Origin of the sequence: Rhodococcus sp. NPDC079359 (genome assembly GCF_040702585.1) — a bacterium.
GTDB lineage: Bacteria > Actinomycetota > Actinomycetes > Mycobacteriales > Mycobacteriaceae > Rhodococcoides.
Genome location: NZ_JBFBLH010000009.1, coordinates 184,523 through 199,692, shown reverse-complemented (window position 1 = coordinate 199,692; position 15,170 = coordinate 184,523). Strand labels below are relative to the sequence as shown.

At 62.0% G+C, this 15,170-nt stretch carries 10 protein-coding genes and 1 pseudogene; 2 read left to right on the top strand and 9 right to left on the bottom strand.

Going from position 1 to position 15,170, the window contains the following annotated elements:
- Positions 1 to 891: pseudogene (locus AB0362_RS20760) on the top strand (IS21 family transposase); the annotation flags it as partial.
- Positions 888 to 1,691 carry an IS21-like element helper ATPase IstB gene (gene istB, locus AB0362_RS20755; protein WP_032384999.1) on the top strand — a complete coding sequence of 268 codons (804 nt, stop codon included), beginning with the start codon at positions 888 to 890 and terminating at the stop codon, positions 1,689 to 1,691. The pseudogene AB0362_RS20760 and the gene istB, both read left to right, overlap by 4 nt.
- A gap of 842 nt (positions 1,692 to 2,533) precedes the next feature.
- Here istB and AB0362_RS20750 read toward each other — a convergent pair.
- From AB0362_RS20750 to AB0362_RS20710, 9 genes are all read right to left on the bottom strand, one after another.
- The gene (locus AB0362_RS20750; protein WP_366236132.1) at positions 2,534 to 3,250 is read right to left on the bottom strand and encodes a VWA domain-containing protein; all 717 of its coding nucleotides are present in this window, start codon (positions 3,248 to 3,250) and stop codon (positions 2,534 to 2,536) included.
- A 355-nt stretch (positions 3,251 to 3,605) separates the two neighbouring features.
- Entirely contained in the window at positions 3,606 to 4,433 is an 828-nt protein-coding gene (locus tag AB0362_RS20745) for a MoxR family ATPase (protein WP_094652876.1), read from the bottom strand.
- 107 nt (positions 4,434 to 4,540) lie between these two features.
- Entirely contained in the window at positions 4,541 to 6,934 is a 2,394-nt protein-coding gene (locus tag AB0362_RS20740; RefSeq protein ID WP_366236127.1) for a xanthine dehydrogenase family protein molybdopterin-binding subunit, read from the bottom strand.
- Positions 6,931 to 7,422 (bottom strand): (2Fe-2S)-binding protein, encoded by a 492-nt coding sequence (locus AB0362_RS20735; RefSeq protein ID WP_366236126.1) that lies wholly within the window; start codon positions 7,420 to 7,422, stop codon positions 6,931 to 6,933. The genes AB0362_RS20740 and AB0362_RS20735 overlap by 4 nt, the downstream gene beginning before the upstream one ends.
- On the bottom strand, positions 7,419 to 8,300 hold the full coding sequence (locus AB0362_RS20730; protein WP_366236125.1) for an FAD binding domain-containing protein: 882 nt from the start codon (positions 8,298 to 8,300) through the stop codon (positions 7,419 to 7,421). Before AB0362_RS20730 ends, AB0362_RS20735 begins: the two co-directional genes overlap by 4 nt.
- Complete coding sequence (locus tag AB0362_RS20725) at positions 8,297 to 9,466, bottom strand: XdhC/CoxI family protein (protein WP_094652785.1); 1,170 nt, start codon at positions 9,464 to 9,466, stop codon at positions 8,297 to 8,299. Before AB0362_RS20725 ends, AB0362_RS20730 begins: the two co-directional genes overlap by 4 nt.
- Positions 9,467 to 9,552: 86 nt before the next feature.
- A complete protein-coding gene (locus tag AB0362_RS20720; RefSeq protein ID WP_366236124.1) occupies positions 9,553 to 10,914 on the bottom strand; it encodes a permease in 1,362 nt (453 codons plus the stop codon).
- Between the two features lie 195 nt (positions 10,915 to 11,109).
- On the bottom strand, positions 11,110 to 13,080 hold the full coding sequence (locus AB0362_RS20715; protein ID WP_094652783.1) for a hydantoinase B/oxoprolinase family protein: 1,971 nt from the start codon (positions 13,078 to 13,080) through the stop codon (positions 11,110 to 11,112).
- Positions 13,077 to 15,143 (bottom strand): hydantoinase/oxoprolinase family protein, encoded by a 2,067-nt coding sequence (locus AB0362_RS20710; RefSeq protein ID WP_094652782.1) that lies wholly within the window; start codon positions 15,141 to 15,143, stop codon positions 13,077 to 13,079. The genes AB0362_RS20715 and AB0362_RS20710 overlap by 4 nt, the downstream gene beginning before the upstream one ends.
- Positions 15,144 to 15,170: the final 27 nt, after the last annotated feature.

The following is a 15,170-nucleotide window of genomic DNA, read 5'->3' as shown; positions in this document are numbered from 1 at the left end:
GCTGCTCATTACGGGTTCGCACCGGACTTCTGCCACGCGAACGACCCACAATCGAAAGGCGTCGTGGAGAACCTCGTCGGATACGCCCAACGCGACCTCGCTGTCCCGATGCTCACCGAAGCAGCCATCGCCGGCACCACCGTCGATGTCCACGCAGCCAACGCCGCCGCCACGGTGTGGTGCACGGAAGTCAACGCCCGCATCCATTCGGAGATATGCGCGATCCCGAACGACAAACTCGACGAGGAGCGAGAGTTGTTGTCGCCATTGCCATCGCTCCGACTGGAGATCGGTCCACCACCGGTGACCCGCAAAGTCGACCGCCTGTCCTGCGTGCGGTTCGCGTCCGCGCGCTACTCGGTGCCGGTGCGGTTGATCGGCGCGACCGTCACCCTCGTCCAGACCGAGGGACGGTTGGTGGTTGTCGAGCCGGCCACCGGTGAGGTCGTCGTCGAACACGACCTGGGCCAGCCGGGGACCGCGTCGGTCCTCGACGAGCACTACGGCGGTGCCCGCCCCGCACCCCATCGCGGTCCTAGGCCGAGAACCACTGTCGAGCAACAGTTCTGCGCACTCGGACCCGAAGCAGAAGCATTCCTCGTCGGTGCCGCCGCGATCGGCAACACCAGGCTCGGATCCGAGCTCGAGATCCTGCTGGCGCTCGGTGCGGCACATGGCACCGAACTGTTGGTGGCGGCGTTGACTCGGGCGGTGGCGTTCCGTCGATTCCGGGCCGCGGACGTCCGATCGATTCTCGCTGCCGGTGCCGGAGCGCCACAGCCCAGGCCGGCCGGGGACGCGTTGATTCTGGACCTGCCGACCGCACCGACACGCTCCCTCGATGCCTACGCCATCCGGACCCCTGCCGCCGATACGCAGGTGCCGTCATGACCGACACCACCACTGCACGCTCTTCGAAGACTGCTGCGCCCCAGCATGTTCCCGAGCTCGCTGCTGATCTCGACGCTGGACTACGTCGCCTGAAACTGGCTGCGATCCGCCGGACCGCACCGGAGGTGTTGATCACTGCGAAGACGCAACGCTGGACCTCGGAAGAAGTGCTGCGGACGCTCATCGAGTCCGAACTCGCCGCACGTGATGCCTCCAACATCGTCAACCGGCTCAAAGCTGCCGCGTTCCCGGTGACGAAAACGTTGGAGTCCTTCGACGTGGCCGCGTCGTCGATCCAGCCGAAGGTGTTCGACTACCTCTCCAGCCTGGAATGGGTTCGGGCACAATCGAATTTGGCGATGATCGGACCTGCCGGGACAGGCAAGCCGCACACCTTGATCGGACTCGGTGTCGCCGCCGTCCACGCTGGACACAAGGTCCGCTACTTCACCGCCGCCGATCTCGTCGAAACCCTCTATCGCGGATTGGCCGACAACACCGTCGGCAAGATCATCGAATCACTGCTGCGGGTCGACCTGATCATCATCGACGAAATGGGCTTCGCCCCGCTCGACGACACCGGCACGCAATTGCTGTTCCGTCTCGTCGCCGGAGCCTACGGACGCCGCTCGTTGGCGATCGGATCGCACTGGCCGTTCGAGCAATGGGGCCGGTTCCTGCCCGAACACACCACCGCCGCCTCGATCCTCGACCGATTGCTCCACCACGCCACCATCGTCGTCACCGACGGCGAGTCTTACCGCATGAAAGACGCACAACACCGAAAGGACCGCCCCTGAAAAACCGGGAACATTAACACGGGGTGGGGACTTTCACCTGGCCACCAGCGGGGACTTCAACTTGGCCATTGACAGCGCCCGAGACACTCCAATCGGACGTGCATGCGTGGCCGAACGGTCGTGTGTTCGAGACGAATTGGCCCGCCGCGCGTGCGCTGGACTCGACATGGCGGGGAGCGCAGCACCGGCTGTGCCAGCTCGGCGCTCTCCCCCAGACCGGCCCCGAAGAGCCCAGTACCGGGCTGGCCGCATCGACGACGCGCAGCTGGCCTTCTTCTGATCCTGCCGTTCGAACTGTTCCTGATTGGTGGGAGCACGCGATCCCGATGTTGCCCTGGGGCACAGGTCTACTTACCTACCTACCTACCTACCTACCTACCTACCTACGTACGGTGCGCTTCCTGTTGCACGACGGAGACTTTCGATCCTCGAATTTCAGTTTGAATCCGAAGGTCCTCCTGCCCCGGTACGTACTCGCGGCTAGAGCGCTTCGGGCCCGGTACCTCTCGCCCGTCTTAATTTTGGCACCCGTTCACGACCTTTGAACGTGACCGGTTTGACCTGTCCGTGTTCGCTGACCGGGTCAGCCCGAGTCTCACACTCGACGAACTGAGGGTTGAAGCTCACGTGTGGGTAGCGCGTTCTTTACGGGGGTTCGAGGACTTCTTCTGGCGTTTCGGTCCAGACGAACGGGTGTGGCAAGGGTATTCCAACCATTGACAACACGGATTTCGATGTCAGATCGGTGACGGAGGTGCCCCCCCTCGGCCGAATGCCTGGCGTTGTATGACACCGAACCATACTTCGACGAGGTTGAGCCAAGGCGGTTCTACCACACGCCACTAGGAGGGGATTCGTTCGATGACCTCGGACAGTGCGTGAACACTGTGGCCTGACACAAAGTGGTCAACGTACGCCAATGCTGTGACGATTCCTCGTTGTACTGGTCGGTACTCCGCTTTGGCCACGTGTGGGTTGGCCCAGATAATCGATCGATACAGTCGCCGCACCTGAGACAATGAGGAGTCGAAGGTGGTTTGATCGCCGGCGTCCCAGCCGTCGCTGAAGACGATCAATACGGCGGGCACCCCTCGGCTACTGGATCGTCGCCACCGCGCAAGCTGTGCGAATGACTGCCCGAGGTCGGTACCGCCTCTGTCAGCAGTGAGGGCTGTCGACGACCTTTGCTGGGAGCCGGATTCTCTATGGGTGAGTTCACGAAATACAGTGCCGAAGGCGCAGATTCGGACGGATCCAGGGTAGTGGACACGGAACGCGCGGGCGAACGTGATCAGGGCTTCGGAGTAACCGGCCATCGAGCCCGAGAGGTCGATCGCCAGGTCGACCGAGCGCGGTGCCGGGCCTGTTCGGCGTCTCGGCAGTTCAGCGATATCACCGTCCGAGGCCACGAGCAAACGCATTGTCCGTCCGATGTCGGGGGTAGCTTGCCGTGGTGACCCTCCAGTGATCCGTGGGCTGCGGCACGCCCTGGCCACGGATCGACGGATGGAGTCGATCAACTGTGGAGACAATGCGGGCGGGACTGTGGAGAAGTCCATGTGTTCGAGACGTTCGTGGGTTGTCGCCTGCGCTGCAACCAGTGTCGGCACTTCGTCGATGTCCGGTGTCGGCCCATCGGGATCGCCGGTCTCGACGTCCCACGCTGCGTCCCCAGGTTCCTGATCGATATCCGAAAGTCCGAAGTGTGAGGTCCTCAGCGCGTCGTCGAAGATGGATTGCTCATCCGGGGTGGTACACAACGACGACCTACCAGCTCGTCGCACAGTGTGCAGTGTCGGAGCTTTCAGTTGCCCCAAAGCATCGACGAACATCGAAATGCGGTCGGGGCCGCAGCGAACACCACGTGCTCGAAGGAGAGCCACTGTTTCCATCACGACCGCGGTAAGCCGCGAGTCAATCATCTGCACCGACTCTCTCCGCCAGCAGGCCCGCGGGTACCGCTACGCTGTGGAGGACATCTTCGTCGGATGGGTCCTTCACCAAAAGTGCAGCGAGACTGCGAAAATGAGATCGGACATCGATTTTAGCGTCCATAATGAGCAGCGCCTGTGTGAAGTCGAGTACCTCGGAGAGCCCGGGCGGGCGGACCATGTCCGTGTTGCGCACCTGCTCGACGTAGTCGACTATCGCCAGTGCGCGAGATCGATCGAGACCAACGAAGCGGTCGGTGATGATCCGCAACGTTCGGGCTCGGTCGGGATGTCTGAAGTAGTGATAAAGGCATCTGCGTTTGAGTGCATCGTGGACATCTCGTGTCCGATTGGAGGTCAGCACAACAAGGGGTCGCCCAGCGCCGCGCGGAGGCCTGATTTGACCCAGGTGCGGGACAGTGATCGCGAAATCGGACAGATACTGCAGAAGGACGGCTTCGAACGACTCCTCTGCTCGATCGATCTCGTCGATCAACAATACCGATTTCGGGTTCTCCAACGAACGCAGCAGGGGACGCGACTCGAGAAAGCGACGAGAATAGATCGATTGATCTGCGTCCGAGGAATAATCGCCATTGTCTCGCTGCTGAAGAGTGCGGAGATGAAGCACTTGAGCGGAGAAGTCCCATTCGTAGAGCGCAGCATTGGCATCTATCCCGGTGTAGCACTGCACTCTGATGAGTTCGCGTCCGGTGGCGTCGGCCAAAGCCTGTGCGAGGAAGGTCTTTCCGCACCCGGGTTCACCTTCCAGGAACATCGGTTTCTGAAGTGTGGAAGCAAGGAAAACCATACTGCTCACGTCGTCGTCCGATAGGTACCCGAAATCCGACAACGCTGCTCTCACCTCTTCCGGCGACTCGAAGTGCAGGTCACCGTCTGTCGTCGTAGATCCCTGAGTCACTGCCGTACCCCCGCGTCTCGCTCCAACGTGTGGGGCTCGGCCATGACGTTCTCTCTCCACGACGACGAAATCCAATCCAGCGACGGCGACGTCTCGATGTCATTGATCAGACTCCATACCCTGGGTGGCGTGAGCGGAATCGATTGGACGCGTTTACCTGTCGCAGTCGACACCGCGGTACCGATCGCGGCTGCCACCGCCACGGTCGGAATTTCCCCTGCCCCCTTGGAGCCCAATGGGCCGTAAGACGGCGCGCCTTCGAATAGGTCGATGGCGACAGGGACGACGTCGGCTGCTCCCGGCAAGCGGTACGTTTCGAATCCAGTCTGCTCGATTCGCCCTCCTCGGTCGATCGTGATCTCCTCGTGAATTGCATACCCGAGCCCTTGCACTATGCCGCCCTGAATCTGCCCACCGATCGCGCGCGGATTGATCGCGCGACCGACATCCTGAACGGTGCGATACGACAGAACCTCGATGTGGCCGGTGTCGGGATCGACCGCGATCTCGCAGTCGTGGATCGTGTAGATCGGCATCTCGATACCATCGACCATATGTCCGGCAAGGCATCCGGGTAACCGCTCGGTCCCCTGCCTGTTGAACGATCCGGATCCGGAGATGGGACCCGTGTGATTCTGGGCGTGCCGCGCAATCTCCCTGATCGATGCCGAGATCTGCGGGATGCCGGCGACGTGGATTGCACCGTTGGCGAATTCGAGATCGTCGGGTGCAGCTTCGAGGAGATCGGCGGCAACGAGCACCATCTTCTTACGAACTTCCTCACATGCAGCTGTGGAGGCTCCTCCGAGTGACACCGTCGTGCGACCGCCACCGACGCCGACGTCGTAGCCGGCGGAGTCGGTGTCAGCGGCACGGATCGTGACGGCTTCCGTCGAAATTCCGAGGGTTTCCGCCACGATCTGCGGGATCGACTGCATCATCGATCCTGAACCGATCTCTACTCCCGATGTCACGACCGTGACACCCCCGTCGGGGTTGAGGTTGACCGTGCACGCCGACGGACCGACGAAGACGAACCAGGCGCCCACCACCGTTGCCGATCCGTACAGTCGACCGTCCTCGAGCTTTCCGTCGACGACGGACCCACCGAGGGTCCGGGGAGTCTGTGTGCGCAGTGTGTCCATGCGGTCGAGCATCGGGATGATGATGTCACCGTCCATGCGTTGGCCGATCGCATTGAGTGACCCGTCTCTGATCGCATTGAGGCGCACGAACTCTGATTGGTCCATTCCCACGGCGGCACAGATCTCTCGCGTGTGCAGTTCGAGCGCGAAGCTGTTGTAGGTGCCGCAGCAGGATCGGAAAGCCCCCGTGGGAGGTGTGTTCGTGTACACCGCTTGAGTCACGAAACGTACTGCGCCGAGCTCGTAGACACCGCCGAGGGTGTAGGCGGTCATTGCTGTCAGGAAGCCCTGTTCCCCGCTGTAGGCACCGGCGTCCATCATCACGGTTGCTTCGCGTGCGACGATACGGCCATCGGGATCGATCGCCGATCGGATCTTGATCTCGGCGTTGTCCCGTGCGGGCGCGGTGAGCATCTCCTCTTGGCGCGAGTTCGCTATCCGGACCGTGCGCCGGGTGCGCTGCGCGAGCAACGCGGCGAACGCCTCGAGCGCGGCTTCGAACTTGCCTCCGAATGCTCCGCCCACCGCTGGCACGGTCACACGTACCGACGATTCGGGCACGTCCAACAATTCGGCGATCACCGACCGTACGGTCCAGGGCACCTGCGTAGATGTTTGGACCGTGTAGCGCCCGTCCTCGAAAGACGCGACACACACTCGGGGTTCGAAGTAGGCTTGATTCTGGCGCCCGGTGTCGAAGCTGCTCTCGACCACCGTCACGTCCTGCCTGGCGAACGCTGCATCCGTATTGCCACGAACGACGGTGGCCTCCCATGCCACGTTGCGGCCCCGGGTTCCCGGTGTCGTTTGATCATAAAGTTCCCAGTCCGGATGAATCAGCCGCGCGTCATCTGCGAGCGCATCCTGCATGCGGACGATGGGTTCGTATTCCTCGATCTCGACGTCGATCAAAGTGCAAGCGAGCTGGGCGATCTCGACCGTGTCGGCGGCGACCGCCGCCATCGGCTCGCCCACATAGCGGATCAGTTCGCCGGCAAATAATTGCCTGTCCCGTATACCGATCCCCTCGAAACCGGGGGCGTCGTCGGCAGTGACGACGGCGCGGACGCCATCGAGCGCGCGAGCACGGGTGGTGTCCAAGCGGATGATCCGACCGGCCGCGATGTCGGAGCGGCGCAATGCGGCATGCAATACCCGTGGCGGAAATGAGTCGATCGTGAATCGTGTTCTACCGGTGACCTTGTCGGGGCCGTCTCGTCGAGAGGTGTTGTGACCAACGCTCATGAGTGCAGCTCCTCGATGTCGCCCAGACGCTTCAGTGTCGCGGTCACTGTGTCCAACAGGCGTGAGTAGCCGGTGCAGCGACAGAGGTTCCCGGACAATCCCGCCTCGACTTCCTCCCGGCTGGGACGCGGGTTGGTAGACAGAAGACCGGCCAGAGCCATCACCATTCCGGGAAAACACATTCCACACTGAACGACATCGTCGTCGACGAACGCAGCTTGCAGCGCGGCCAGAACCGAATCGGATGGTTCGATCGATTCGATCGTTCGGATCGAGCGGTTGGACACCGCTGATACCGGCGTCAGACACGACGCTGCCGCACTTCCGTCGATAAGGACAGTGCAGGATCCGCAAAAACCCTCTCCGCATGCGTATTTGGTGCCGGTCAGGTGAACCGATTCGCGGAGAAATCGCACGAGGGGCGTCAATGGGTCGCCGAGCACAGGGTAGATTTCGCCGTTGACGATGATTGTCGAGCTCGGGTTCATTCGGTCTCTCCTCCTGGTGTGTCCATACTCAGCTCGAATGCGCGGCCGAAGATGACGGGAAGCACGCCTTTTCGGTACTCCGCTGGGACTCCGACGCTGGCGGTGGCATCGATGTGGGCGGAGAGTTCATGGGCGCTCACCCGCGCTCGATCCAGCTCGGCCGGATGGTCGACGAGCCGCTCTTCGAGTGCTCGCCAGCGCGAGGGGCGTGGCCCGACGGCACCGTAGGCGATGGTGACTTCGGTCGGGCGCGCCGAGTGGGTGTGGACGACGATGCTGACGATCACGACGGGATAGTCCCCGGCGACGCGAAGCGGCAATCGGACATGAACGCCGCGGCCGATGCTTCGCGGGATCACGATTGCGGTGATCAGATACGGCCGAGTGGGCGGGTTCGCCACGAAGTCCTCGATCGCCGCTGTTCTCTGCTCTCCACGGTCGGCGGCATAGACGACGGTTGCGCGCAGAGCCAGGAGTGCGGTGGCCACATCCGGTGCCCGGAAGTCCTGTGTGGCAAGGTTTCCACCGACCGTGGCCGTGTTCCTGATGTTCGGATTGGCCGATTTCCTTGCTGCTGAGCGGAGCCCGTCGAGATAGCGATCCACGGGGAGGGCGTCGGCCAACGCAGTGTGAGTGACCATCGCGCCGATACGAATGTTGCCTTCACTGTCTCGCCCGACCGACCGGAGCTCGGGGATGTGCGAGAGATCCGCCAGTCGGTCGGGGAAGGCTTCTCCGCGGATGGGCGAGCGCATCAACCAGGTGCCCCCCGCCAGCGGGGTATAGCCCTGCACGGCAACATGTTCGATGGCCTCGTCCAACGTGTGAGGCGTACTGACGATCGGATGCGTGAGTAGATCACTGTGCTGTTTGCTCATGTCGATATCTCCGCCAGAGGTGCTCGGTCACGGTGGATGGGTGATGTGACGTGACTCAGAGGTCGGCCGGTTCCGTCGTATCGCGCTGCCAGGACCTCGGCCATGATCGAGATCGCAGTCTCGCCGGGACTGCTGCCGCCGAGATCGAGCCCGATCGGTGAGTAGATTCTGTCCAGCTCACCGGCGGTGAGCAGTCCGGAATCGAGCAACGCGCGAGTGCGCTCGGCGTGGGTTCGTCGCGACCCCATGGCACCGACGTAGTTCACCGACGACCGAAGAGCCACATTCAGCAGGGGGACATCGTATTTCAGATCATGAGTAAGTACACACAGAGCGGTGCGGTGGTCCAGGTTGCCGGCGGCACCGAGTTGCTCTTCGAGATACCGGTGAGGCCAGTCGACGACCACGGAATCCGCGTCGGGAAATCGTACGTCGGTAGCGAACGTCGCACGCGCGTCGCAGATCGTCACATGATATCCAGCATCTTTGGCGACTCGACTCAGCGCCGCGGCGAAGTCGATAGCTCCGAATATGATCATTCGGGGTGCTGGCGTGTATCGACGGACGAAGACCTGAGAGCCCGCGGCACCGGCTACCTCGACGAGGGCCGAATCGCGTTGCGCTGCTCGGCTGCTCACTTCGAGAAACGCATCGAGTGCCACCGATGCGGGTGTGCATCGATCGGAGCGGCTGACACCGTCGATGTCCACTGCGCGGTCGAGCGTCGAGGTCTGTGATCGCGAAATCTCGGTCGCGAGGGTGACGGTACGGCCGGCGGCGATGTTGGTGCAGACGTTCCCGAATTGAGGAAAATCGGTGGAGTCGACGCGCTCCAAGAGCACTTCCAGTTCTCCACCGCAGGTCAGTCCATGCGCAAACGCGGTTTCCTCGGAGAATCCGAATCGAGCAGCGGAGACCTTGGTGTCACCGACGAGCATGTCGAAAGCGCGATACAGGACATCGGATTCGATGCATCCCCCGGACACTGATCCCACGACCTGCAAGTCCTCGATTTCGCGGACCTGACCGGTCGTGGTCGCCGGGCCTACCGCCATGGTGTGCCCGGGAGGTAGTGGTGCTGACTGTCGAACGTCGGTGATGGTGACGAGGATGAACGCCGCGCCCGCTGTCCACCAGTCGCGATACGCGTCGATGTGGTCGATCATGGCCTCTGACTCCGTTCCTACTCATGCGGTCCGACGCGGTCTCCGTCCGGGTCCGCACACCCGTATCGGAGACCGCCAACACCGGGTTAGGCCGCGCTGTCGGCTGACGACGGGTTGTTCTGTGGAACTGCTCGCCGGGCGGCCGGGACGTAGAGGACGACGGCCACTATCACGGTGATGATCGGAGCCAATGCGGCCATGACGGGCAGCGCTGTCTGTTCGGTCAACGCAATCCCTATGCCCGAGGAAACAATCCATGCGAGCACCGGCCAGCCGAGGGCTGAAAGTCCGCGGCGGGGTGAGGTGTCGATGCCCTCGCCTGCAGCGGGCTGTCGGCGCTGCGCGAAGTAGAGCGATGCGAGGGCGATTGCGACCCAAGAGGTGACGAAGACACCTTGCCAAGCCAATGCTCGCAGCAAGTAGCTCAGGACGTCGGTGAGCATGAACAAGTAGGCGAGCACGCCGGCCACGAGGACCCACACGAAGCGCGGCGTGACCTTACCTGTGGTCAGGGTGGCGAGGTCCTGCAAGTTGGTGGACGCCGAGTAGTAGTTGGCGGTGTTGATCCGGGTTTGCGAGATGACGATGACGAGGACGCCGAAGAACCCCAGCGAGCTGATGACGGCGGTGACGATTCCGGTTTCGGTGCTGTCGAGTCCCCAAGCGCTGACCAGGTAGATACCGATGAGCCCGTTGAGTCCGAAGGTCAGGGCGTAGAAGACCCATCCGAAGGTGACCCGGCCGTGGAACTTGGCGTCGGAACGCTTTCCCAGGCGTGCGAATTCGAAGGTATACATCATCATGACCCACACACCCATGTAGATCAGGTACGAGGTTAGCCAGCCGGGCAGTGATCCAGCGGCGACGGTGTGGTTGAGCCATCCTGTGGGGTATCCCTGTTTGACTGTAGCGCCGATGATGATCGCGACGAGTCCGAGAAGGTAGAGCGGGAGAAGAATCCCGTTGAGCTTGTCCAACCAGTTCTGAACTCCGCCAGCGACCAGAGGTACGGCGTAGACGACGACGGCGAGGTACCAGAGTTTGATGTTGCCGCCGAAGTATTCCTGTAATGCCACCGCTATGATGGATCCTTCGAATACTGCGTAATAGATCGCCGTGACGGCGAACAGTAATGCTGCCAGTCCAGATCCTACGGAGCCGAAGATACCTCTCGAGAACAAGCTGATCGTCTGTCCGGTTTTGATCGCGTGCCGGGAGAGAATGGAGTTGATCAGACCGTAGGTCGCAATGGTCAGAACCATTCCGATGAGCGTATTGACTGTTCCCACAGCAGCATTGGAGGCCACTGCAATGTAGAGCCAGAACATTGCCGAGAACATCGCCCAGAATGCCATGGTCAGAGACCATCTGCCGACTCGGACCGAATCATCCGGATGCGCGTGCCCGGTCAGGTCGATGACCGTCTCGGATTCGTCGTTCACACTCATGTCATTTCCTTAACGAAGATGCAGCTCCAGCACGAACTGGAGCTAAGTCGAAACCCGGCCTTGTGGCCGTGGTTCTTGTTTGTGTCGGCGGATCAGACTGTCCGAGTGGTGAATTGGACGGTGCCGAGATGAGAAGGTGTGGTCGTGCCTGGTGGACTCGTCGGAAGCTGCGTGCCTCCGGCGAGTCCACTGGCGTCAAGACCAGTGTGATGCTGCGCGGGTCTCGAGCAGTTCGCGGAACTGGCCGGTCGTGGTCGGAAGCAAGTCGCCGGTGCCCCAGTCCACTATCACGCCGTAGCGGCGGACGAGATCCAGCATCTCGAGCTCGCCGTTACGGTATCGAGCAGCGACCTCTTCAGGGTCGGTGGCGAGCCAGGATCGACGTGACTGGCGAATCGAACGCCGAAGCTTGTCGGTTTCGGCCTCGTCGATCACGTAGAGGTCGATTTCGGGATCGACCGCGTCGATGACCACACCGTAGTCGAGCGCGGCACGTCCGATGGAGACGTACGCGTCGATGACGTCTTCGAGTACTTCGGCGGGGTCGCGATCGAGGGGGTCTCCATAGCCACCGCCACCCGCAGAGGGACGTTCGAACGAATCACCTGCTTCGACAGTGACATTGGAGAACACAGAGCCGAGGAATCTTTCGTCGGCCGTCCCTCGGTTGAGCCACACCCCGTGCGGGATGGACGGAAGCCCACCTTCGATGCCCCAGGTCAACGAGCGGGAGCGGTCGCAGCAGTAGGACATCACGGTGTTCTCGCAGTCGGTAAGAATGCCACCTTTGGACAATCCGCATCCACCACGATGGGTGCCTGGCCCACCGGAATCGGTGATGATCGCGTGCTCGCTGGTCAGTACCGGAGTCAGCCGTTCCTGGCCTTCGCACGGCTGGACCGCCAGGCCGACACCGAACACCGGAGCTGTGGCGGTGGAACCGTCTTTGGTGCTGCGGCCGCCCCAGCCGCCGGCCATCCAGTCGTACCACATGAAAAACGGTTGCTGTGTTTGACGGGCGTCGCGTCCACCGATGAGCAGATATTCGAGGTTGAACGAACAGGCAAGTGCGCGTTCGGGAACGATCTTCGACCACAGCTCGAAGATCGCGTTCATGATCTTCTCGTACGGACCCGAACAGAACCCGGTCACCGCATGCGGCCATCCCGCGTTGACGACGGTCCCCTCGGGCCCGAGTTCGGTTTCGATGGCGGCATAGAGCCCGGAGTTGAGTGGTACATCGGGAAAGAAGGTCTTGGTTCCGGCGACGATGCCCGAGAACGCGGTGCCGTAGCCGCAATTGAGGAAGCTGGCGACCGCGGGGGCGCTGCCGCTGAGGTCGTAGCTGAGCTGATCTCCCTCGATGGTCATCTTGACCCGGACCGGGATCAGGCCCTCGGGCTTGGAGGGGTCCGAGTCCAGGTAGTCCTCGGTTGTCCACGTGCCATCGGGTAAAGCCGCAACGCGTTGCCGGACAATCTTTTCGACGTAGTCCTGCACTTCCTGCATGGCGGCGGTAATCGTGGAAGTCCCGTACTTGTCGACCAGTCGATGCAGCTCTCGTTCGCAGACTCCGGTGGCCTCTGCCTGAGCGTGCAGATCCCCCATGCTGATCTCTGGCGAGCGAGTGTTGGCGACGAGCAGTTTGGCGACGTCCGCCAGATACCTTCCCTCGTGCCAAAGGCGTACCGGGGTGATGCGCAGGCCTTCGGCGAAGTGCTCGGTGGCGGTGACATCGAACGAGCCGGGAACACTTCCTCCGACATCGGCCCAGTGCCCCTTGTTCTGCGCGAATGCGATGAGTGTGCCGTCGGCGAAAATCGGCCGAATGAAGCTGACGTCGTTGAGGTGAGTGCCGCCGCGGTACGGGTCGTTGATCGCGAACACGTCACCTGGGTTGATGTCGTCACCGAATTCGTCGATGACCGCCTTGCATTGAAAGTGCAGGGTGCCGACATGGACCGCGATGTCCTGGCTACCTTGCATGACGGTGTTGCCCTGTGCATCACACAAGGCCGACGAGAAGTCGCGAGAGTAGATGACGAACGAGTAGCACGTTCGCAAGATCTGCTCGGACATCAAATCGACGGAGGTGACGAACGCATTTTTCAATACTTCGAATGTCACCGGATCCAATGTGCGATCGAGTGGTGTGGAGGTGCTCACTTGGTCTCCTGGACGATGTTGATGCGGATGTTTGCCCATTCGTCGATGACTGCGACTGTGCCCGGGGGCACGACGGTGGTCGAGTCGAGTTGGGAGATGATGGCAGGCCCGTCGATGCTCACGCCGTAGGCGAGGGTGTCGCGGTCGAAGACCGGTGTGGAGAACCGTTCGCCCAGTTCGTCGAAGTACACCGAGCGGTGGTCGCGGGGTACTGCCGCGTCGGTGGTGGGTACGTCGTACCTCGGGAACTGTGGTTTCGGCGTCTTCCCGATCGCCCGCAGCCCGATCTGATAGATCTCGACCGGGGTTTCGTCGCGGCGGAAGGAGTAGTCACGCTCGTGTTCCTCGTGGAACCGTTCTACGGCTTGCGCCAGGAAGCCCTCACCGCTTCCCGCCGAGACTGTCAACGAGCGCCACTGACCGGCGTAACGCATGCTGATGCTCCGGTCGAGGACCATCCGGTCGGTGGGAACACCTTCGTGTTCGAGCCGTTCGAGGCCTTCGCGTTCGAGTCGAACGAATTCACGTTCCAACGCGGACGGGTCGATCTGGGAGACCAACCCCTGGAACATGGCTGACAGGTCGTGGCGGATGTCGACGAGCAAGCACCCCTGGGCCGAGGTGATGCCCGGATGCGGTGGGACCACCACGGTGGGAATCGACAGTTCCTTGGCCAGGGCGGCCCCGTGCAGGGCGCCGGCTCCCCCGCAGACGACAAGGACGAAATCACGCGGATCGTAGCCGCGCCGAATCGAGAGCAGTCGCACCGCATCTGCCATGTTGGCGTTCGCTACCTGAATGATGTCGCTCGCCGCAGTGTCGACGTCGACTTCGAGGCGTTCGGCCACCACGCGCTGGATCGCCTTTTCGGCGGAGGCGACGTCGAGTGACAGTTCACCACCGATCAATGACGACCCGAGCCGACCGAGGAGGAGATTCGCGTCGGTGTTGGTCGGTTCGATTCCGCCCCAGCCGTAGCACGCCGGGCCTGGTGCAGCACCGGCCGAGGCCGGTCCGTTGCGTAGTGAGCCCGCCTCGTCGATCCAGGCCAGCGACCCGCCTCCGGCTCCGATGGTCAGCACCTCGATGCTGGGGAAAGAGATCGGGAATCCGTACTCGACCTGCCACTGCTTGGTGGTGCGGATTTCCCCGTCGTAGACGAGGGAGATGTCGGTGCTGGTTCCCCCCATATCGAGACCGATGGCGTTGGGGTAGCCGCACCGCTGTGCGATGTCGGCGACCGCGATCGCACCGGCAGCAATGCCGGATGCCGCGAGCCGCACAGGGTATTTCTCGACCATTTTCGGCGTCATCGATCCACCACCGGAATGAAGCAGCAGTAGGTCGCCGTCGTAACCGTCGGATCGGAGCTGACCTTCGAGGCGGTTGACGTACCCGCTGACCAGTGGTGCCAGCACGGCGTTGGCCACGGTGGTCGATGCGCGGTCGTACTCGAAGATCTCGGGCAAGATCTCACTGGACGTGGACACCGCGACCTCGGGGAGCTCTTCCTCGAGAATTTCTCGGACACGAAGTTCGTGCGAGGGGTTGACGTAGGAGTTCATGAAACAGATAGCCACGGTCTGAATGTTCTTGCGGCGCAGCAGTCTCGCGACTTCGCGGACCCCGTCTTCGTCCAGAGGCGTCACGATCTCACCGGAGTAGTCGATACGCTCGGCCACTTCGTAACGGTCGCGACGACGGATGTACGGCGTGCCTATATCGGAATAGGCGTCCCAGAGCTCGTCCTTCGTCCCGTCGCGGATCTCGAGCACATCGCGGAACCCCTTGGTGGTGACCAGTGCTGCGGCCGGAAAATTACGGGTGATGAGGGCGTTGGTTGCCACCGTGGTGCCGTGAGAGAAGAGGGCGACGTCGGTGAGGTCGATTCCTGCGCTCCGCACACCGTTGATCACCGCCTCCATCGGATCATGCGGGGTGGACGGGACTTTTGCCACCCGCGTGGTGGATGCCTGTGAGTCGAAGATGCACACGTCGGTAAAGGTTCCGCCAACGTCCACGGCAACTCGTAGCTTTCGATCTGCTGATGTGATCACGGTCATACTCCTGCTTTCGGGTTTGCCAAGTAT